Consider the following 21,555-nt stretch of genomic DNA (forward strand, 5'->3'; position numbering starts at 1 on the left):
TCAATCATACATAAAACTGAATCAATGGATCCTAAAACAGTATTGGAGACGGCCTCCATACCGACCTAATGTGACGATAAAACATATAATAAGTCCAAGAGGTACGCCGTCGTGAATGAAATGATACACCGCAATATCCCCGATTCCTGGGGGCAGAACAGTTACCATAACGATCCCACCCTTTCCCAACTTCTGGATCTCTATTTGCCGGCGGCGCTACGTCAGCATCTGGAGCGCCACTTCAATGAGATGGGAGCCCTTGCTGGCGGTGAACTGGAAACGCTGGCTATCGAGGCTGACAAGCATCCACCTGAACTTGCCCTGCGCAGCCGAAATGGCGCCGAGCGTCAGCAGATCCTCAAACATCCAGCCTATCAACGCCTGGAAGCGTATGCCTATGGGCAGTTCGGGCTGGCGGCCATGTCGCACCGCGGTGGAGTGCTTGACTGGTCGGAACCCATGCCGCCGGTAGTGAAGTATGCGCTGACGTACCTGTTCGTGCAGGCAGAGTTTGGCCTTTGCTGCCCGCTTAGCATGACCGATGCACTGACTCGCACGTTGCGCAAGTTTGGCGACGAAGCGTTGGTGAACCGCTACCTGGAAGCGTTGACCTCACAGGATATGGATCTGGCCTATCAGGGAGCCATGTTCATGACCGAGCAGGATGCAGGCTCTGATGTAGGGGCGATTACTACGGAAGCGAGGCAGGAAGACGGCAAATGGCGCCTTTATGGCGACAAATGGTTCTGTTCTAACCCCGATGCCGCGTTGGCGATGGTGTTGGCGCGCCCCGAGCAGGGGGAGCGGGGCACTCGCGGTCTCACGCTGTTCCTGCTGCCCCGGTATCTGGAAAATGGTGATCTTAACCATTACCGCATCGTACGCCTGAAAGACAAGCTGGGTACTCGCTCCATGGCGAGCGGTGAGATCCTGCTCGAAGGCGCCGAAGCCTATGTGGTGGGAGAGCCGGGGCAGGGCTTCAAGCAGATGACGGACATGATCAACATGTCTCGTCTCTCGAACGGGGTGCGGTCGGCGGGGCTAATGCGTCGCTCACTCAACGAGGCGCTTTTCATTGCCCGCCATCGGCAGGCGTTCGGTAGCCAGCTCATCGAGCTGCCGCTTATGCAGCGTCAGCTCAGCAAGATGATGCTCACTGCCGAGCAGGGGCGCACGATGGTCTTCCACACAGCCGAGTGCCTGCGGCGTGCCGATGCGGGGGATACCCAGTCAGCCAAGCTCTTGCGCATCCTGACACCCATGATCAAGTTCCGCACCACGCGGGATGCACGCAAGGTGGCTGGGGATGGCATGGAAGTACGTGGTGGATGTGGCTACATCGAGGAGTGGTCGGATGCCCGCGTGCTGCGTGATGCCCACCTTGGCTCAATATGGGAAGGCACCAGCAATATCGTTGCCCTGGATGTTTTCCGGGCGATTCGGCGTGAACAGACCTTGCCGGTACTGGCTGACTACTTGCACCAACAGTTGCAGGCGTCCGCCATTGAGAATCACGAGCGCCACCTGTTGCAGGTGCTCCTCGACAAGGCAGTAGAGAGCGCGAATGCACTGGCAGAGGATCCTGCCTGCGAGCACGACGCGCGGCGGATCGCCAGCAGTCTCTACCACATTACCTCCGCCATTCTTATGGCCTGGGAGGCGTCCCGGATCACGGGAGACAGGCGGCGATTGGCACTCGCTTGGCTGGTGGTACGCCACAAGCTACTCCCTCCCGATCCGCTATCGGTCAGTCGAGCGTCGCCGGAAGCGCTGGCGATGCTGCTCAGCGAAACGCCGATGACCGACGAACAGGTCGTGGCGGTTGTGAATACCCAAGCACTGGCGCGTTCTCACGGGCTGGGGGGGGGGCATGGATAAGCCAAATGGCGCACTGAGCGGAATCAGGGTGATTGATCTTAGCCGTGTGTTGGGAGGCCCGTACTGCACCCAGGTGCTGGGTGACTACGGTGCGGATGTGATCAAGATCGAGCCTCCCGGGGGGGATGAAACCCGCGGCTGGGGGCCTCCTTTCGAAGGCGATGCAGCTTCCTATTTCCACGGCTTGAACCGCAGCAAGCGCGGGATGGCGCTGGATCTTCGTCATCCTGACGGCAAGGCACTGTTACTGCAGTTGCTGGAGGGCGCCGATGTGCTGGTGGAAAACTTCAAGCCGGGAACCCTGGAGAAGTGGGGGTTGAGCTATGACATTCTCAGCGCGCACTTTCCCCGCCTGATCCAGTGTCGAATCAGTGGGTTTGGTGCTGATGGTCCGATGGGCGGTTTGCCTGGCTATGACGCCATCATCCAGGCAATGGCGGGGCTGATGAGTGTCAACGGTGAGAAACAGGGGGAGCCACTGCGAGTGGGGCTGCCCATTGTCGATATCGTGACCGGCCTCAATGCCGTCATCGGTATCACCTTGGCTCTCCATGAGCGTACGCGCAGCGGGCGTGGGCAGTTTGTCGAGACAGCACTGTTCGACTCCGGGCTGTCCTTGATGCACCCCCACTTTCCCAACGTGTTCTACGGTGGACCGCCGCCGGGCCGCACGGGAAATGAGCATCCCAACATTGCCCCTTATGAGGTCTACCGGACGGCGACACAGCCGATTTTTCTGGCGGTTGGCAATAATGTGCAGTTCGCGCGCTTATGCGAGTTGCTCGAATGCCACGACGTTAGCCAGGATGAACGCTTTGCAACCAATGGTGCCCGCCTGGGTAACCGCGATGCACTGCGTGATGTGCTGGAAAGTGCCATGGCCAGGTGGGAAGGCGATAAGCTTGCCGACCGGTTGATGCGTATCGGCGTTCCCTGCGGGCCCGTACTCGATACCACGCAAGCGCTGGCGCATCCGCATACCCAGCACCGCGATATGATCGTCAATATCGGTCATTACAAGGGCACTGGCTCGCCGATCAAGCTGGCTCGTACGCCCTCACGCTATGAAACGCCACCCCCACGCTTTGCCGAACATACCGACGCCATCCTTCATGAAGCAGGATTGACCGTGCAACAAATAGAACACCTTAGAGCGAAAGGCGTGCTGCCGGATGTGCCGGTGGCATGAAGCCTTTTGCACAACACGCTGTACATCATTGCCCAATCCTAAGGGCTGAAAAAGAAGCACAATTAACGTTACGCCAATAACAACACAATATGAGAGCAAACCCATGAAACGCACGCACCTGGCCACTGGCCTTATCTCCACCGTTTTTGCCGTTCTAGCCAATACGGCATCGGCCGCAGAGCTTCCCAGCACCATGACATGGACCGCCTATGATGTGGGCTCGCAAGGACACTCGGAGGCCTCTGCTATCGCCGATGCCTTTGGCAAGACCTACAACACCCGCATCCGTATCCAGCCTGCAGGGTCAGCCATTGGGCGACTGCAGCCCCTGGTAAGTGGCCGGGCTGACTATGCCTACCTGGCCACGGAGTCCTTCTTTGCAACGGAAGGAATTTACGACTTCAGCGAGCGCCGCTGGGGGCCCCAAGACCTCAGAGCCGTTGCCGGAAGACCGTCTACCTTTGGTGTGCCATCGGCTGCCGACGCCAATATCCACACGCTCGAAGACTTGCGGGGGCAACGGGTTGCCTACGTGGCAGGCAACCCTTCGGTCAATGTGAAATGTGATGCGATCCTGGCCTTCGCAGGGCTGAGTCACGACGATGTGGAGGCGGTGATGTTCCCGACTCACGGCGCCGCCATGAGCTCGCTGGTCGAGGATCGGGCCGATGCCACCTGCACGACCACCACCGCCAGCCAGCTTTATGAGCTGGAAGAGTCTTCTCGTGGTATTCGCTGGGTAGATATTCCTGCCGATGACGAAGAGGGCTGGGCGCGCATGAACCAGGTGGCCCCTGTCTTCCAGTCATTCCGTGAAACCATTGGCGCTGGGCTAAACGAAGAATCTCCCGCCAACATGCTTGCTTACCGTTACCCGATCATCGTAGCCATGGCTGATCGTGACGAAGAAGAGGTCTACCAGTTCATCAAGAGCCTGGATGAGAGTTATGACCTTTATCGTGACGCGACCGCTGCCATTCACCGCTGGGCAATCGAGGACTCCGGCGTGCCACCTATCGATATACCTTTCCACCCTGGGGCTATCCGCTATATGGAAGAGAAAGGGCTATGGAGCGAGGAGATGCAGACATGGAACGATAACCGCCTCGCCCGCCTGGAAGCACTGAAACAAGCTTGGGATAGCCTGCTGAACGAGGAGCCAGACCTCGAAGGGGATGCGCTTGCCGAACGTTGGGAGGCTCGCCGGCAAGAAGTGATTGGCGCGCTTTGACCACGGGTGGATATGTCACTGGGAGCGACATCATGAGCAATTCAAGTCAAGAGCGATTGGAAGGTTCGGCAAGGTGGATAGTGATGGGGCTGGGAGCCGTCGGTCTGTTGATGACGATCAACCAAACCTTTGCCCTCAATCTGTTGGGGTTCTATCCGATCGGTAATGCCTTTATCTACTATCTGATAGGGCTGTTCCTATCGGCGGCACTACTGATCTTTCCGGCTCGTAAGGCTGATAACGAACGCCTGCCCTGGTATGACTGGGTGCTGGCGGGGGCTGCTCTTGGTGGCGCCATCTACCTTGGCCTTAATGGCCTGCGCATGACCCAGCAAGGGTGGGAGTATTTCGCCCCGCTCGAAGCAACGCTGGTGGCAACAATGATGCTGCTACTGGTGCTGGAGGGCGTTCGCCGCTGTGGTGGCTGGGCGATTTTTGCCGTGGCACTGCTATTTGGGCTCTATCCGCTCTATGCAGGCCACATGCCTGGTTTCCTGTGGAGTAATGGTTTTGGATGGGGGGAAACCATCCGAGCCCATGTCATGGGGGCGGAAAGCATTGTGGGCGTGCCGATGCAGGTCGTCGCCAACCTGATTATCGGCTTTGTCGTGTTCGGGATAGCGCTGACCATCACCGGTGGCGGTGAGTTCTTCATGAATTTCGCCACTGCATTGATGGGCCGAAGCCGCGGCGGGCCCGCCAAGGTGGCCGTCGTTTCCAGTGCCTTCATGGGCAGCTTATCCGGTAGTGCGGTATCCAATATTCTGACCACAGGGACGATTACCATTCCTGCCATGAAGCGCAGTGGCTATTCACGCGAATATGCCGCTGCCGTAGAGGCGTGCGCCTCCACGGGCGGAACCTTGATGCCGCCCGTTATGGGGGCCGTTGCCTTCATCATGGCTTCCTTCCTAGGCGTCAGTTACGGTGAGGTAATGCTGGCGGCGTTGCTGCCTGCGGTGCTCTTCTACCTGGCCCTGCTGCTTCAGGTAGATAACTATGCTGCCCGCAAAGGCCTCATGGGCATGCCCGCCAAGGATATTCCCAGGGTGCGTGACACGCTGCTCTCTGGATGGCCGTACCTACTCAGTTTGGGCGTGCTGATCTACATGCTGCTTGTCATGCGTCTGGAAAGTCAGGCGCCTTATTATGCCACCCTGATATTGCTGGCGATTGCACTGGTGCGCCGTCAGCAGCGGCTGCGTATCAGCCAACTGCTGGATTTTTTCTATCAGTTGGCACACGGGGTGGGGAGTCTGGTCGCCGTTTTGGCCGGTATCGGTTTGGTGGTCGGTGGGCTTTCCTATACGGGGGTTGCAGGGGCTTTCTCTCGCGAACTGCTGTTGTATGCAGGTGACAGCATTCCCCTGATGCTGGCGGCGGGGGCGATTACCAGCTTTATCCTCGGGATGGGAATGACGGTCAGCGCATGCTACATCTTCCTGTCGATTCTGCTTGCGCCAGCGCTAGTGGGTGCTGGCCTCAATCCTCTTGCCAGCCACCTGTTCATTCTTTACTGGGGAATGCTCTCCTATATCACTCCACCCGTGGCGCTAGCCGCCATTACTGCTGCCGGTGTTGCCGGCGCCAACAGCACCCGAACGAGCCTGTATGCCGTGCGGTTGGGAGCCGTGCTGTTCGTACTGCCGTTCCTGTTTGTGCTCAACCCATCGCTGATTTTGCAGGGCCCCCTGTTGAGCGTGATGGCCTCCGCTTTTACAGCCATGACCGCGATCTGGTTGGTGGCAGCGGCGATGGAAGGATACCTTTATCGAATAGGTTCGGTGGGAGTGCGCATGCGTTGTGCGCTGCTGCTGCCTGCCGCACTGATGATCTACCCCGAATGGATCAGTGACCTGCTGGGCTTTCTAGCGCTTGCATTGTGCTATCTGATGGCGGTGCTGCACACCACGAAACGCGCAGATATTACGAAGTGCTCTACCTAGGTGAAGCTGCTTTATACACCCACGGCGTTCGGCAGCAGAGCCTGTCGAGCGCCGTCATGCTTACTCTGCATTCCGCAACGCTTTCCCCAGCCTGCCAAAGTAGTCGCTGAACGCTGCATTGATCTGTTCCCGCTGTGCACCCCGTGGGTAAAGACCTCTTTCCGCTTCAGGAGAGGTCTTGGTGCCTTTGACCAGGAAGTGATTGGTGATGGCCGCATCCTGCACAAACCCTTCAAAGGCGCGTGCGCAGAGCTCTTCGGGTTTACTGTAATAGAGCTGTCCAAGTTTTTTATCCATCTGTACTGAACGTTGAAACAGCTCGCTAGGCTGATCACCCGCTGGTCGAAGCAGTACGGCCTTGAAGCAATGCATCAGCAGTTGATTCAGAGGGTGTGCAATGGGCGTTGCATCGGCGAGCCAAGCGGTAGAGGCGAACATACCGACGGGTGTGCCGCGAAAACACTTGCTGACGATGTAGTGATCAAAAGCATGAAACCACTCGTGGGCAATGCTGCCGGGGCCAGCGTTTTTGGCCAGCGCAAAACTGCGTTGGCTGGGGTCGTAGTGGGCAGAAACACCAGGTCGACCACCGCTGCCATATTGCAGCGCGATTGAGCCGCGTAGTGAAATCAGCGCCTCTGGTCCCTGTAGAATCACCATGAGATCGCACAGTGCATCATGAAACAGCTCGGCGGCACGGTCGCGCTCAGCGTTGGTTACCCAGCGTCCAATCTCAATGGAGCGAAAATCAAACTGACGCCGGATCAGGGCAAAACTGCTGGCTTGCCCCTGGCGATGGTCAGGACCACTGCGATAAAAATCCCGCGCTTCGATGCTCACTTGTCGTTTCTCCTTGCATTCCGCCATCCAGACCCCCACTAACTAACCGTAACGCATTTTAATTGCCTCATTTTCCACCGCCAGGAGAGAGATATGAGCAAGCGTATTTTAGTGGTACTGACGTCTCACGATCAGTTGGGTGATACTGGTAATAAAACCGGTTTTTGGCTCGAAGAGCTGGCAGCCCCTTATTATGTCTTTAAAGACGCGGGTGCTGAAGTAACGTTGGCATCGCCCAAGGGTGGGCAGCCGCCGCTTGACCCAAAAAGTGACGCAGACGATAGCCAAACCGATGAAACGCGCCGCTTTAAGCAAGATGAAAAAGCTAACGCGGAGCTTGCCGCTACCCATCGCTTGAGCGACATGAAGGCTGATGATTTCGATGCGGTATTCTACCCTGGGGGCCATGGCCCGCTATGGGATCTCGTTGACGACGCGGACTCGATTCGCTTGATCGAAACCTTTATCGCCCAAGGCAAGCCGGTTGCCACGGTTTGTCACGCGCCGATAGTGTTGGTAAATGCTAAAGACAGCGCTGGTGAACCGCTAGTAAAAGGCCGCCAAGTAACGGGCTTTACTAACGGCGAAGAGGAGGCTGTGGGCTTGACCAATATCGTGCCGCATCTCGTTGAAGATGCCTTGCAAAAGTGTGGCGGGATTTATAGCAAAGCGGATGATTTCACTCCTTACGTACGTGAGGATGGCCAACTGATCACAGGGCAAAACCCTCCTTCCTCAGCGCTCACGGCTGAAACGCTAATGGCGTGGCTGACGAAATAACCCGCCGGTATTAATACCGGGTTTGGTGACGACGGCGAGGCTCTCCTCGCCGTTTGTATTTTTGGGTGCCGATTAGATTCTGACTATGCTTATAGGGAGATAGGTTATTTATTTTTAATTAGCTATGTTCTCAACAGCGCAGTTCTCAGCAGCGCAACAAGGAGGCGACTAACATGGAGACAGCACGCGTCTATCGGATGAAAACCGCGGAACATCTCTGCCCATTCGGTATGAAAACAGTCGATTTGTTAAAACGCAAAGGCTATCAGGTTGATGACCATCCGCTTACATCCCGAGATGAAATTGAAGCGTTCAAGGCCCAGGAGAATGTCGATACCACTCCGCAAACCTATATAGGTGATAAACGTATTGGCGGCTATGAAGAGGTGCGTGAGCATTTAGGCATGAGCGTGCCGAGTGCAAAAGAGACCGCATATCGGCCAGTGATCGCGATTTTTGTTACCGCTTTGCTCATCGGTCTGGCGATTAGCTGGGTTGCCAATGGCACCTTAGTGGCGGCACGAATGCCCGAATATGCGGTGGCCACGGCCATGGTGCTGCTGGGTTTGCAGAAGCTGCAGGATGTAGAGAGCTTTAGCTCGATGTTCCTTAACTACGACTTACTGGCTCAGCGCTATGTCCCTTACAGTTATGTGTACCCCTACGCAGAGACCCTGGCAGGGGTACTAATGCTGGCCGGTGCCATGCTTTGGCTGGCAGCACCGCTGGCACTGTTTATTGGCACGGTAGGTGCGGTGTCGGTCTTTAAAGCCGTGTATGTGGATAAGCGTGAGCTGAAATGCGCCTGCGTTGGCGGAAGCAGCAATGTGCCACTAGGGTTTGTATCGCTGACAGAAAATATCGCCATGGTGCTGATGGGACTATGGATGCCGCTGAAAATGTTGCTATAACAATCGTCGTCAAAAACTTGCTTGGCTAAAATGCTGTTTAAAATCCAAAAATCCGTTAAAAAACAATTTATTTGCCGCTACATATCACAGGTTAGATAAACCTGCTGTTATAAAGCGCACTGTGTGTGCACAGCGAAGGGAACTCGCGACAGGGAAGAACAAGCAAGGATTGCTTGTGTAGCACAAGGATGCACAAACAGGATGTTTGTGGTGCAAGATCAGGGAAGAACAGATGAAAACCCGGCCAAGGAGTGGCCGGGTTTTTTTTACCCTGAAATAAATAAAAATTTAATTAAGCTCTTATGACGCTTTCGTTAATAATGTATTGCTATTGATAGTAAAAAGGCAGCGGTCACAAAGATAAGCCTTTTTTATAATAACCGCTTAAGTTGGTAAGCGATTGTTTTAACAAGCATAGTGATAATAAAGCGAGCTTAATTCACTCAAGGGTATTTCAACCGCTGTTTGACAGTTCAGGCAGCGTACGGTGGTACTGTTTTTACCGGTGCCTTCTAAACGGAAGCGGTTCAAAAACGGGTTTTTGGGTGACTCATTGTTGCCACAATGGCGACAGATGACATCCAGCCCGTTGACTTTGCTGCTAATAATAATGTCTCGCACGCTGACCTCCTACCATTAGGTTAGATGATGGTTCAGGCGTGGTAACGTTCGTGTAGAGTAGCATCGTTGCCAATACTTTTAATAGTATAGCGCTGCAAGGCATATGTGCCATATAAAAAAGCGTGCTTTAAATAGGTGCAGTTAATCTGAATAAAAAAAGATAAATTTTTTCCGGTTTAATAACATAGGTTAGATAAATAGAGTGTTTTAAGGTTCACTGTGAGTACACAGCATAAGGAAGTGGCAACAGGGAAGATAAAGCTAGGGAAGCTTACGCTCATGGATGCACAAACAGGATGTTTGTGAAGACGAATCAAGGAAGGTTTGATAAAGCCCCAGCCAGGGAGTGGCCGGGGCTTCTTTTTTATACGCTTGTTTTATTTCTTCGCTTTTTTCTTACTTTTCTTACTGTCGTTGCCTTGGCTAACTGTTTTGCCTTCGCTGCTCTCGTCTTTGCTGTCACCCTTCTCACTGTCAGGCTTGTCGCCGCCTTGATGGGTGAGCGGGCTCGCTTGGTCTAAGCGCGGGTGGTTATCCAGGAATTCACGCTGTAGGTCAGGCATGGCATCCAGGGCTTGCAGGGTATGGGTGAGGGCATGGATGGCCGCCAGCACGTCCTGGGTATGGCCTGTTTCTGAGATGGTGTGCATGTTGCGAATAGGGAAGCCAATTGAGGTAGCGGCACTATCGATAGACGCCAATACGCCTGCCATGCCATCGGTACCCGTATCCACACCGACAATATCGCGCTGCAGCGGAATGTCCTGCTCTTTCGCGGCCGTGGCGATAATGCGGTTGAGCTGTTCACTGGCAATCGAGCCCACCGCCATGGTGAAGCCTTTGCCCATCTCCAGTGGCTGCATGCGCTTGTCGCCAATACCGGGCGCAGCCACATAGTCGTGGTTTACATCGACGCCAATTAAGGCATCTGGCTTCATTTCGCCCGCCATCACGCGGCTGCCGAAACGGCCAATCTCTTCGTAGCTGGCAATCGCAAACAGCACGCGCACATTTTGGGTGCCACCTGCTTCGGCGATCAAACGCGCCACTTCGGCGGTCACAAAGCAGCCTAGGCCGTTATCCAGGTAAGCGCCGTAGAAGGTATTGGGACTAAAGCCGGGGCGGATAGGGCGGTCGAAAATAATCGAATCGCCGGGCCGTACGCCCAGGTTCAGCACCTGTTGCTTTTTATTCTCGCCGTGGATCTGTAGATCCAGGTAGATCTGCTCTTTTTTCAGGCCTTTGCTGCCATCGCGCTGAGCAGGATCGGAGAAGTGAATCGCGCCCAGTGCCTCGACCGTGCCACCTTCAATGCAGCGGTAGCTACCGGGGGCGTCGGGGTCTTCGCTGAACAACTTCACTTCATGGCCGATAAGCACGGTGGGCAGAAAGGAGTCGGTGTTGATCCAGATCTTGCCGTCTTCGCCAATCGAGCGCACCTGCATGCGGATTTTATCCGCATGGCCGATCAGCATGACCTTGAACATGTCGTCGCGGCCGGGGTGAGTGTCCAGCACAACGCCCGCGTTGCCCTTAAACTGGTGAAGGTGCCAGCTTTTAGGCGCGAAGCTCTCAAAATGCGGCTTGAGCACGCCGTAGGTCATGGCAGCTTCCAGGCCTACGGGGCTGGGGGCGGCAAGAATATCGCGCATTAGTTTGAACTGCGCGTCGGGCATTGGTTGTGTCCAGGGTTTTGCACTATCGCTCATCGTTGTCGCTCACTCATTTTTAGGTGGATGTTAATCACCTCTAGTCTGCCAGATTCCCGCACTGTGTGTAGAGAAAGACGCTTATTCATGGTGATGAATTAGCTCGCGCAGGGCGCTGGTGGCGGCGGATGGAGGGTGACGGCGGCTCAATATAATGCCCAGCTCACGGCGAATGGTCGGCTCCACCAGCGGGCGGTACTCAATACCATCGGCGGCAATTTGCCGAAAACTGAGCGAGGGCAGCACGCTAATACCTAATCCCGCAGCTACCATGCGGCCTACCGTGGCGATCTGGCGCGCATCGCACAAGATATCCAGCCGTTCTCCTACGCTCTGCATAATGCGGTCAATATCCTGGCGCGAGCTGGAAAGGCGATTGATACCAATAAACGGATAAGCCGCGAGTTGGCTCCAGGCGACGGCTGATTGCGCCAGCAATGGATGCCCGCAGGGGCAAACGACCACATAGCTGTCTTCGAGGACGGGGTCAAACGTCAAGTCGTCTGCGTCGCTTGGCGGCACGGAAAGACCCAGGTCGGCGCGACCTTCGCGCACCATTTGATTGATTTGATCGGCCAGCACATCGTGCAGGCTGAGGTTAATACGTGGGTAAGCCTCGTGAAAAAGCTTAATGACCCGCGGGAATAGTCCTGCCGCCAGAGTAGGCAGGGCGGCCACGGTTACCTTTCCGCGCTGTTTGGAAAATTGGTCGTTGAGATCCTCAAAGGCTTCGTTCCAATCATTCAGGAGCCGCACGGCAACGGGCAGAAAGGCTTCGCCTTCCGGTGTTAACGCGAGCTGCCGCGTGGTACGGGCAAACAGTGCACCACCGACGTTCTCCTCAAGTTTACGCAGGGCGATCGAAATCGCCGGTTGGGAAAGGTGCACGCGCTCGCTGGCCTCTGCAAGGCTGCGCGAGTGGGCGACGGCAACTAAAACACGCAACTGCTGGATGCTTGGATTCATTTAGAAAGTAAAACATAAATTAAAAACTATTCAATATACAAAATTAAACTGGCAGACCATGCTTGCTGTATCGCATGCAAACAGCGTCGCGATCACCGTTTTACATAAAAAGCCGCTCTACAATAACAATAGCTCGCTTTGCGAGCTTCGGAGACACAATGAAAACGCTACTTACTGCCATGGTGGCCAGTGCCACGGTGCTGGCCGCTGCTGCTACTCACGCTGATGAGCGCCTGTTGATTGGCTCTACCTCAAGCTCCTCCAGCCACTACAGCTACTTTGTGGCAGTCAATCAGATTATTAATAATCAAGTCGAAGGGATCAGTTCTTCGGTTGCCGAAACCGGTGCCACTGTGGATAACCTGCGCCGTTTAGGCCGCAACCAAATCGATATGGGCCTGGTGACCACCAATACGGGTTATCACGCCTACGCCGGTGAGGAGGATTTTGAAGGCCGCCCCGTCGATAACCGCCTGCTCTGGGTCTACACCGTGGCACCGCAGAATGCCGTGATGCGCCAGGATGCAGGGGTGGAAACCTTCGCTGATTTAAACGGTGTGCGCTTCAATCCAGGCATTACGGGGTCAGCTACTGAGAAAACCACCGAAGCGGTAATGCGCGCACTTGGCATCGAACCGGATTATGTACGTGGTTCCACCACCGATATGGTCGACGCCATGAAAGATGGCCGAGTGATGGGGTCGGTAAAATCGGGTGTCGGAGAACGCCTGGATGGCTCCTCCATGGATATCGCCACTTTCACACCGATTAGCGTGCTGTCGCTTGACCAAGAGCAGGCCGACACACTGCGCAGCGAAATGCCCGATGTGGCGATTGTCGATGTGCCGGAAGGGGCCGCAGAGGGTATTCCTGCCTACACCACTTGGGCCTTTGGTGTGGCCGTGCACGCCCATCCGGATATGGATGAAGAAACCGCCTATCAAATCGTCAAAGCGGTGATGGAAAACCCAGAGCCGCAGGTTAACGCCTTCGCTGCCATGCAGGATGCGGATATGGCGAAGATGACCCTGGAGGTTGGCACCGTGCCACTGCATGCTGGCGCTGCGCGCTATTTCGAAGAGCAGGGGTATGACATCCCCGATGCCTTGCAGCCAGTCCAGTAAGGCCCATTGGAGAAGATGATCATGCGCGAGACAGTTACCAAAGGCTTGGCGCTCCTGCTGGGCGGGCTAATCCTTTATACCTCCGCCACTGGGCCGTTCGAGAGCTTGATTCAGCGGAGTATCTTTCTCGCGCTGGTCATCCTGCTAGGGCTTGCCGTCTATCCACTAGGCGCAGGCAAGTGCTGGCGCCCGCTGGGCATTGCGATTGATGCGGTGCTGGCAGTGGGGGTGGTGTTTGCCTGTGGCTATGTGGCGCTTAACTATGAACAAATTCTGGTCGAACTCCCCTGGGCAACACCTCGGGATATGCTGCTGACCGGCGTACTGCTGGTGGCGATTCTGGAGCTTTCGCGGCGCGCCATCGGCGTGATCTTTCCACTGTTAGTGTTAGTGGGATTAGCCTACGCGTGGTTTGGGGCCGCCATTCCAGGGCCGCTTGGCCACCGCGGGTTTGATCTTTACTACATGACCGAAACCATTTACCTCGGTGACTTAGGCGTGTGGGGCATGCTGGTGGGCGTCGCTGCGACTACCATCGCCGCTTTCGTACTGTTCGGCTGTTTGCTGCTACATACCGGAGGCGGCAATACCTTTATGGATCTGGCGTTGCGTATCAGCGGCCGTTCACCGGGCGGTGCTGCCAAAGTGGCCACGGTGGCCTCCGGGCTGTTTGGCATGGTCAGCGGTAGCGCGGTGGCCAATGTCGCCACCACGGGCAACTTCACCATCCCCATGATGAAACGCTTGAACTACCCACGCCCCTTCGCGGCTGGGGTAGAAGCGGTGGCCTCGACCGGCGGCCAAATCGCACCGCCAATCCTGGGTGCTGCGGCATTTATCATGGCGGAAATTCTAGGCGAAAGTTACCTGCGTATCGCCTTGGCGGCCTTGTTGCCAGCGATTCTTTTCTATCTCGGGGTGTTTGTCACCATTCACCTCGTCGCCAAGCGCCGCCAACTGCAGGTAGTGCCTGATGATGAGCTGCCAAGCTGGTCAGACGTGATACGCCCTGAACGTATCATTCCCATTCTGGCTGCATTAGGCGGACTGTTTTACGGCGTGCTCAGCGGTCGTTCGATCCAAATGTCGGCGTTCTACGGCATCTTGATGACCGTGCTAACGTTCGTGCCTTTTGCGCTCATGGCTAAGATGCCGCTGCGCGAGATCCTCGGCAAGCTGGTGGCAGGCTTAGTCGATGCAGGCAAGGGCATGGTCATTATTGGCGTGCTGCTGGCCGGGGCGCAGATACTGGTGGCGATGATCGGTATGACCGGCATCGGTGTGACATTAGCCAGCTTGATCGTCACGGTAGGCGGCGAATCGCTGTTCCTGGTCGCCTTTATCGTCGGCGGCGTGTGTCTGATTTTGGGCATGGGGATCCCGACCACGGCAGCGTATGTTCTGGTGGCATCAGTGCTGGCGCCTGCGCTCACCACCATCGGTGTTGAGCCGCTGATTGCCCACCTATTCGTTTTCTACTTCGCCACCCTGTCGGTGATTACACCGCCTGTCTGTATTGCGGTCTTTGTGGCCTCAGGCATTGCCGACACCAACTGGCTGCCTGCGGCGGTTGAATCAGTGCGCTTGGCGGCGGCTATCTACGTCATTCCCTTCCTGCTGCTGATCTACCCAGCCCTGGCAGGGTTTGGTTCTGCCCTGGAGATCGTCTTGGCCAGCTGCCAAGGGGTCGTGTTTGTGATGGCCTTCGCCGCGCTGATGTCCCGGGTAGCCATGACGGGTAAGCGCGTGATCGATGTCGTGGGGCTGATCGCGGTCATTGGACTGGCGCTGACACCCGGCTGGCTGACCACGCTGGCGGCGCTAGCCCTGATCATTGGGCTATTTATACGCCGCCGCTCGCTGCTGAGAGACGAGCAGGGGGCCGTCGCGGGCGACCACCACTCTCTTCAGGCCAAGGAGACACAGCTATGAGCTTTTTATTAGGCAGTGGTGCGGGTTTTTCTGGCGACCGTACCGATGCGGCCGTGGCGGTGGTGGCAGAGTTGATCAAGCGACAGCAGCCCTCCGCTTTAGTATTTGAAACCCTGGGCGAACGGACATTAGCGGCAGCTCACCGCGCGATGCGTGATGATCCCGAAAGCGGGTTTGAACCGCTGTTAGACGAGCTGCTGGCGCCAGTGCTGCGTGACTGTCTGGATCACGACATTAAGATTTTAGGCAACTTTGGTGCGGCGAACCCCAGTGGTGCTTGTCAGGTAATTGCTGACTTGGCTACGCAGCTTGGGCGCGGGGATGCATGCATTGCCCAGGTGCATGGTGACGATATCCGTCAGCAGCTACATAGCTTGGACCTACAGCGCTGGGAGGCCGAGCGGCTGGATATGCCCGGCGATGAAGCCCTGATTTCAGCCAATGTCTATCTGGGGGCCAAGGCGCTGGCTGAGGCGTTGGCCATGCAGGCGGATGTGGTGGTTACAGGCCGTGTTGCCGACCCGGCTCTGTTTTTAGCGCCGCTGATGCACCACTTCGATTGGCGTTGGGATGACTGGGATCGCCTGGCCTGCGGGATGATGGCGGGGCATTTAGCAGAGTGTGGCGCCCAGGTGAGCGGCGGCTACTTTGCCGATCCGGGCTTTAAAGAGGTGCCCGGACTCGCCACGGTGGGCTATCCGATTATTGAAGTAGAGCAGGATGGCAGCCTTATTATTACCAAGCCCGCCAATACTGGTGGCTGTGTTACCGAACAGACGGTGAAAGAACAGCTGCTTTACGAAGTTCATGACCCGGCGAATTATCTGACTCCGGATGTCACGGTGGATCTTTCCCACGCCGAGGTGCGTCAGTTGTCACCCAATCGCGTGGCGGTGACAGGAATTCGCGGCAAGCCTGCGCCTGAGCGGCTAAAAACCACCGTGTGCTATGAAGGCGGTTGGCAGGGCGAGGCGGAAATCTCCTATGCCGGCCCGAACGCCTTGGCACGAGCCCAGCTTGCAGCGCAGGTACTGCGTGAACGATTGGTGTTTCGAGCCCCTGCCGAGCTGCGTACCCGCTTGGATATCATTGGCTTGGCCAGCGTATTCGATAGCGATAGCGGTGAGCTGCAGCGTAGCGCTTCAGGGTCTGCCAGCGGCGATTATCGGCTGCGGCTGGCGGCCGAGCACAGCGAGCGGCGCTGGGTAGCCCGCGCCACCCAGGAGCTATTGGCGCTTTATTGTGCCGGGCCCGCGGGTGGCGGTGGCGTGCGGCGCCAATTTCAAAGGCGAGTATTTACCGCCTCTTATTTGGTCAAACGTAGCGACGTTAATGCTCATGCCAGCCTGTTTGAATCGTCGCCGCTCGGCGAACGTAGGAGTGAACGTTATGCTGCAAGCTGACCACACGCAAACAACGGTGCGCCCGGATACCTCAGTCGCTCTTCATCAACTCGCCCATGCCCGCGCAGGTGATAAGGGGGAACGGCTAAACGTGGCACTGTTTGCCTATGACCCAGACCATTACACCACCCTGCTGGAGCAGGTAACCGAGGAGCGTGTGCTGGCGCTGTTTGCTCATCGTGGTGCCAGCCGAGTGCGGCGTTACCCTTTGCCTAATTTGGCGGGCATGAACTTCGTGATCGATGACGTGCTGCAGGGCGGCGTTAATGGCGCGCTCAACTTGGATGGGCATGGCAAGACGCTATCGTTTTTGCTGTTAAGCATGGAGGTTGATGCGAGCTAGGCCTTTTTAACCTCGCTCCTCGACTTAGGTGGTCATGACCCGCTGCCTGAAAGGCCTTACTATGACGATAAAATACGCACGCTAATTAACATAACGTCCGCTCAGTCGTCGTTAAAGAGCCGTTCAGGAGTAGCCCCATGACCGTCGCAACGCTAGGTGCCCAGCGCTTCAAAGTGCTGTTGGCGGGCGTTTTTAGCCAAATATTATGTGTTGGCATCGCGCGCTTTGCCTATACCCCATTGCTACCGGTGATGCAGCAGCAGACCTGGATGGGTGATGCCGGTGGCGGCTGGCTGGCTGCGGTTAACTACGCGGGCTATATGCTGGGGGCCGTGCTGGCCGCCTCTATTCACAGTATTTATATCAAAGACACGCTATTTCGCTGCGGGTTAATCCTGGCGGTAATCACGACTGCGGGTATGGCGCTTACCGATCACTTCTGGGTTTGGGCGGGGTTGCGTTTTCTGGCGGGTCTTTCAAGCAGCGCTGCAATGCTATTAGCGTCAGGGCTGATTCTTCACTGGTTAATCCAACATCGCCAGCGCGGCGAGCTGGGAATTCATTTTGCCGGTTTGGGGCTAGGCATGATTGTCGCGGCGGTGGCAGTGGAGATGATGCTCCAGTTTTCCTTTAGCTGGCAGACCCAATGGTGGGGCTTTAGCCTGCTGGGTGCCGTGCTGCTGGTGCCTGCCTGGCGCTGGCTGCCGCGGCCGGAAAGGCCGCTAGAGGGGGCTCACGTGGCGAGTAGCCGAACCGCTACGCCGCCAACACGTACTTTTATGCGCTGGATGCTCGCCGCCTACTTTTGCGCCGGTTATGGCTATGTGATCAGCGCTACCTTCTTAGTTGCCATCGTTGAGCGTGAGCCGCTGCTGGCGGGGATGGGCAACTGGACGTTCGCTCTGGCCGGTTTAGCCGCCGCCCCAGCGGTGATGCTGTGGGATCTGGTCGCCCGTCGAGTGGGCTATTTAGGGGCGCTTATTCTCGCCATGGGGATTCAGGTAGTGGGGATCGTACTGCCTGCGATTACCGCGAACTCAGCAGTGGTACTGCTCAGTGCGGTGCTCTATGGCGGTACCTTCCTTGGTTGCGTCAGCCTTGTGCTGACCATGGCAGGTAGGCTCTATCCTTCCAGCCCCGCGCGGCTAATGGGGCAGATGACTCTGGCATACGGCGCCGCCCAGATATGCGCCCCGGCATTAACCGGTATGTTGGCTGAAACCTCTGGCCACTATGATGTTGGGCTGTGGTTGGCGGGCGGTTTTGTAACGCTTGGCGCGGTGCTGCTGGCCTGTTTGCGCCGGGTAGATCAAACCGCTCAACGCTTGGATGCCGCCGCAAAAGCCACGGTGTACGCCTAGGAACTGGGGCCTAGTGGGCATTACCCTCGAAATCCTTTAGGATGAGCGCCTTTTTCTTACGGGATATGGGCAAATGACCTCTTCTAGGCAACCTCGCACCCAATGGCTAGGCCGCTGGGGGTTTATGTTGGCGGCCACCGGTTCGGCGGTGGGGCTAGGCAATATCTGGAAATTCCCCTACATGACTGGGGAGTTTGGCGGCGGCGCCTTCGTGCTGGTCTATCTAACGTGCATCTTTGCCGTGGGTGTGCCGGTGATGATGGTCGAAATCGCGTTTGGTCGGCGGGGACGTGGTAGCCCGGTGGATGCCATACGGCGCGTGGTCAATGAGTCTGGCCGTTCATCGGCCTGGTCGTTGATTGGTTGGATGGCCATGCTCTGCGGCTTTATGATCCTGTCGTTTTACGTGGTGGTGGCGGGCTGGTCGTTCTCGTATCTGTGGAAGATGCTGACCGGGGGGCTCGCGGGCAGCAGCGTTGATGAGATGGCCGCTGTGTTCGGGGCCAATAACGCCAATCCGCTGAACCTCGGTTTCTGGAGCACCCTGGTTACGCTGGCCACCATGTTGATCGTGGGTAAAGGCGTGCAGCAGGGAATCGAGAAGAGCGTTAGCTGGATGATGCCGGGGCTGGTGATCATGCTGGTGGTGTTGATTGGCTTTGGTATGTTTTCCGGTGGCTTTGGCGCTGCGGTTAACTTTCTGTTCTCCTTCAATGCGGGCAGCCTCTCTAGCGAAGGCCTTCTGGCAGCGCTGGGTCATGCGTTTTTCACCCTCTCGCTGGCCTCTGGGGCGATTCTGACCTATGGCAGCTACTTGCCTAAAGACGCTTCTATTGGCCGCACCACGGTGAGTGTGGCGGTGGCGGATACCGTTGTTGCCTTGATGGCGGGGCTTGCGATCTTCCCGGTTATTTTCGCCAATGGCATGAACCCCGGCGAAGGCCCTGGGCTAATTTTTATGAGCCTGCCGTTGGCCTTCCAGGCGATGCCGCTGGGCACCCTGTTTGGCATTCTCTTCTTCCTGATGCTCTCTATGGCAGCGCTGACCTCTTCGATCTCTATGGTCGAAGCCACGGTTTCCTGGCTGTGCGACAACAAAGGTATCTCGCGTTCGGCAGCCGCCTGGGGCACAGGTATTGTGCTGTGGTTGATTAGCACACTGGCGATGCTGTCGTTTAACCTGGGCGCGGATTGGACACTGGCCGGTAAGAACTTCTTTGACTGGCTGGATTATTTAACCTCGCGCTGGATGATGCCGTTGGGTGGTCTGGGCACGGTAGTGGTAGCGGGGTTTGTGCTGAAAAGCGAGACCTTCCGCGACGAGCTGGGGCTTGCCCCCTTGCCTTATGCGCTGTGGCTGACCATGGTGCGCTACGTTAGCCCGCTGGGCATTGTGGTGATTTTTGTCGACGCGCTGGGCGTTTATCAGGTCTCGTTTGCGGCTCACTGGCCCTGGTTGCTGGGGATTCTGTTTACCATGGTCGCGCTTGGAGAAACCTTAAGCCCGCGGCTGCGTACTGCGCTTAGGGCTGGTTAACGCCTGCTGTTTTTTCTGCTTCTCTTTCTGCTTTGCCTCGGCGGCGGCGACTGCGCCGGGGTGAGTGCCCACTTTCATCAACTCGTCCCAGCGCGTGGTATAGCGGTCTGAGCGGTGGGCGCAGCGCAGTTGCCAAGCAGCAGGGGCATCCGTCATACCAAAGCTGATAGTGCCTTGCCCCATGCGCTGGTTGATCTGATCCACGGTTGCCATTAAAAACGGATGGCGATCACGGACTGGCGGATGCAGCAGCGAAAGCTGGTGCTGCTCTGCATCCACTAAATCCAGCAGCATCACGCCAGCTTTCATGAACTGGTAGCGGGGGCGATGAATCTGCTCAAGGCCTTGGCGTACGGCATCAAGGATCACCCGGGTATCGTCGCTGGGTGAGGGCAGGGCGATCAGCGCCTGCGGGAAGTATTGCAACTGATCGCGGCGATGACGGTTAGTGTTGAGAAATACCATCACCGCACGAGCTAAGCTACGTTGCTCGCGAAGTTTTTCAGCGCTGCGCTGGGCGTGGCGCCGCAGTGCATTATGTACTTCTGCAAAAACGCCGGTGGGCTGGCCGAAAGAGCGCGAGGTCATAATGCGTTGGCGCGGTTGATCCAGGGCGTTCATCTCCATACAAGGCGTGCCACGCAGCTCGAGCGCGGTGCGCGCCAGCACCACAGAGAAGCGCTTGCGCAACTGCTTGTCGTCGCTTTGACGCAAGTCCCAAGCGGTGGTCACGCCGCCAATCGCTAAGCGCCCGGCAAGCCGATGGCCGACGCCCCACACGCTGCCCACCGGCGTACGTTTGAGCAGCGCCTGCGTCGTGTGATCTTGTCCATTAAGCAGGCAAACGCCTTGGTAATGTGGGTCTTGCTTGGCAAGGTGATTGGCTAATTTGGCGAGCGTGTGGGTGGGTGCCAGCCCAACACACACCGGTAACCCTAAATGGCGGCGAATACGATGGTGCAATTCTCGCCCCAGCCTCTCACACTGCTCTGTGGTTAATCCTTCCAGGTAGACGAACATTTCATCTATTGAGTAGGGCGCAATTGCAGGGCAGGCATCGCGTAGTAGTTGGGTCAGCCGTGCCGACATATCTCCGTAGAGTTCATAGTTAGACGACAGCAGGTGGATCTCGCCGCGCTGACGCATTTCTTCAAGCTTGAAGGCTGGCGCACCCATAGGGATACCCAGCGCTTTTAACTCGGCGGAGCGGGCGATGACACAGCCGTCGTTGTTCGACATTACCCCCACGGGCCTACCTTCCAGCTTGGGCTGAAAAACCCGCTCGCAGCTGACGTAGAAGTTGTTGGCATCGACTAGACCGATCATCGCAAGTACTCGTGCACGACGGCGCGCACTACCCCCCATAGCTGGCAGTCGCTGCCTTCAAGTGGCAGTGGCGGATAGTTAGGATGTGTTGAGCACAGGTGCGGCGTTCCCCGATAGAGCGCATAGCGTTTAATTAGCGCCTCGCCCTCTAGCATAGCGACCAGAATATGTCCCAGTTGCGGTTCAATACTGCGATCAACCACCAGCAAATCACCCTCAAAAATTCCCCAACCCTCCATGCTGTCGCCGGTGGCGGTGACATAAAACGTCTCAGTAGGGTTTTTAACCAGCCGTGTGTTGAGATCCAGCGTGCATGGCTCGTAATCCTGGGCTGGCGAAGGAAAGCCACTAAAACCAGCGCGGCCACAAGGCTGCGGCTGAGAGGTTAACGGCAAGGCAGGGGTAAAGTGAGAAGACTGGCCCGGCATCGTCGGCATCCTGGTGCTTAAAATATTGTA

General features: G+C 56.7%; 17 protein-coding genes. 12 read left to right on the top strand and 5 right to left on the bottom strand.

From position 1 onward, the window contains the following. Nucleotides 1-120: 120 nt before the first annotated feature. From K7H09_RS10200 to K7H09_RS10215, 4 genes are all read left to right on the top strand, one after another. Complete coding sequence (locus K7H09_RS10200) at nt 121-1,878, top strand: acyl-CoA dehydrogenase family protein (RefSeq protein ID WP_081742635.1); 1,758 nt, start codon at nt 121-123, stop codon at nt 1,876-1,878. Continuing rightward, the gene (locus K7H09_RS10205; protein ID WP_027959637.1) at nt 1,871-3,067 is read left to right on the top strand and encodes a CaiB/BaiF CoA transferase family protein; all 1,197 of its coding nucleotides are present in this window, start codon (nt 1,871-1,873) and stop codon (nt 3,065-3,067) included. The genes K7H09_RS10200 and K7H09_RS10205 overlap by 8 nt, the downstream gene beginning before the upstream one ends. Nucleotides 3,068-3,170: 103 nt before the next feature. Beyond that, entirely contained in the window at nt 3,171-4,298 is a 1,128-nt protein-coding gene (locus tag K7H09_RS10210; protein WP_230804570.1) for a TAXI family TRAP transporter solute-binding subunit, read from the top strand. A 32-nt stretch (nt 4,299-4,330) separates the two neighbouring features. Continuing rightward, nucleotides 4,331-6,244, top strand: coding sequence for a TRAP transporter permease (locus K7H09_RS10215; protein ID WP_230804573.1), 1,914 nt, complete (start codon nt 4,331-4,333; stop codon nt 6,242-6,244). Between the two features lie 60 nt (nt 6,245-6,304). Here the strand turns inward: K7H09_RS10215 and K7H09_RS10220 are convergent, their stop codons facing one another. Continuing rightward, on the bottom strand, nt 6,305-7,084 hold the full coding sequence (locus K7H09_RS10220; RefSeq protein ID WP_230804575.1) for a CLCA_X family protein: 780 nt from the start codon (nt 7,082-7,084) through the stop codon (nt 6,305-6,307). A 93-nt stretch (nt 7,085-7,177) separates the two neighbouring features. Here K7H09_RS10220 and K7H09_RS10225 point away from each other — a divergent pair, with 93 nt between their 5' ends. Continuing rightward, complete coding sequence (locus tag K7H09_RS10225) at nt 7,178-7,864, top strand: type 1 glutamine amidotransferase domain-containing protein (RefSeq protein WP_009288080.1); 687 nt, start codon at nt 7,178-7,180, stop codon at nt 7,862-7,864. A gap of 173 nt (nt 7,865-8,037) precedes the next feature. After that, nucleotides 8,038-8,775 (top strand): glutaredoxin, encoded by a 738-nt coding sequence (locus tag K7H09_RS10230; RefSeq protein WP_159176450.1) that lies wholly within the window; start codon nt 8,038-8,040, stop codon nt 8,773-8,775. A gap of 998 nt (nt 8,776-9,773) precedes the next feature. Here the strand turns inward: K7H09_RS10230 and K7H09_RS10235 are convergent. Further along, nucleotides 9,774-11,105, bottom strand: coding sequence for a M20/M25/M40 family metallo-hydrolase (locus K7H09_RS10235; protein WP_022520386.1), 1,332 nt, complete (start codon nt 11,103-11,105; stop codon nt 9,774-9,776). A gap of 81 nt (nt 11,106-11,186) precedes the next feature. Continuing rightward, nucleotides 11,187-12,071, bottom strand: a complete 885-nt coding sequence (locus tag K7H09_RS10240; protein ID WP_230804577.1) for a LysR family transcriptional regulator — start codon at nt 12,069-12,071, stop codon at nt 11,187-11,189. A gap of 158 nt (nt 12,072-12,229) precedes the next feature. Here K7H09_RS10240 and K7H09_RS10245 point away from each other — a divergent pair, with 158 nt between their 5' ends. From K7H09_RS10245 to K7H09_RS10270, 6 genes are all read left to right on the top strand, one after another. After that, nucleotides 12,230-13,195, top strand: a complete 966-nt coding sequence (locus K7H09_RS10245) for a TAXI family TRAP transporter solute-binding subunit (RefSeq protein ID WP_089690561.1) — start codon at nt 12,230-12,232, stop codon at nt 13,193-13,195. A 21-nt stretch (nt 13,196-13,216) separates the two neighbouring features. Continuing rightward, nucleotides 13,217-15,127: a TRAP transporter permease gene (locus K7H09_RS10250; protein WP_230804579.1), complete on the top strand. Its 1,911-nt coding sequence runs from the start codon at nt 13,217-13,219 to the stop codon at nt 15,125-15,127. Then, nucleotides 15,124-16,530, top strand: a complete 1,407-nt coding sequence (locus K7H09_RS10255; protein ID WP_230804581.1) for an acyclic terpene utilization AtuA family protein — start codon at nt 15,124-15,126, stop codon at nt 16,528-16,530. The genes K7H09_RS10250 and K7H09_RS10255 overlap by 4 nt, the downstream gene beginning before the upstream one ends. Continuing rightward, nucleotides 16,517-16,873 carry an AtuA-related protein gene (locus K7H09_RS10260; RefSeq protein ID WP_022520381.1) on the top strand — a complete coding sequence of 119 codons (357 nt, stop codon included), beginning with the start codon at nt 16,517-16,519 and terminating at the stop codon, nt 16,871-16,873. Before K7H09_RS10255 ends, K7H09_RS10260 begins: the two co-directional genes overlap by 14 nt. A 137-nt stretch (nt 16,874-17,010) precedes the next feature. Continuing rightward, nucleotides 17,011-18,234, top strand: coding sequence for a YbfB/YjiJ family MFS transporter (locus tag K7H09_RS10265; RefSeq protein ID WP_230804582.1), 1,224 nt, complete (start codon nt 17,011-17,013; stop codon nt 18,232-18,234). Nucleotides 18,235-18,307: 73 nt separating this feature from the next. Then, complete coding sequence (locus tag K7H09_RS10270; RefSeq protein WP_009288086.1) at nt 18,308-19,771, top strand: sodium-dependent transporter; 1,464 nt, start codon at nt 18,308-18,310, stop codon at nt 19,769-19,771. Here the strand turns inward: K7H09_RS10270 and K7H09_RS10275 are convergent. Both K7H09_RS10275 and K7H09_RS10280 read right to left on the bottom strand, forming a co-directional pair. Continuing rightward, on the bottom strand, nt 19,733-21,097 hold the full coding sequence (locus K7H09_RS10275; RefSeq protein WP_022520378.1) for a Y-family DNA polymerase: 1,365 nt from the start codon (nt 21,095-21,097) through the stop codon (nt 19,733-19,735). The genes K7H09_RS10270 and K7H09_RS10275 overlap by 39 nt on opposite strands. Next, nucleotides 21,094-21,525, bottom strand: coding sequence for a LexA family protein (locus tag K7H09_RS10280; RefSeq protein ID WP_022520377.1), 432 nt, complete (start codon nt 21,523-21,525; stop codon nt 21,094-21,096). Before K7H09_RS10280 ends, K7H09_RS10275 begins: the two co-directional genes overlap by 4 nt. Nucleotides 21,526-21,555: the final 30 nt, after the last annotated feature.

It is taken from the genome of Halomonas sp. IOP_14, assembly GCF_021021315.1.
Lineage (GTDB): Bacteria > Pseudomonadota > Gammaproteobacteria > Pseudomonadales > Halomonadaceae > Vreelandella > Vreelandella titanicae.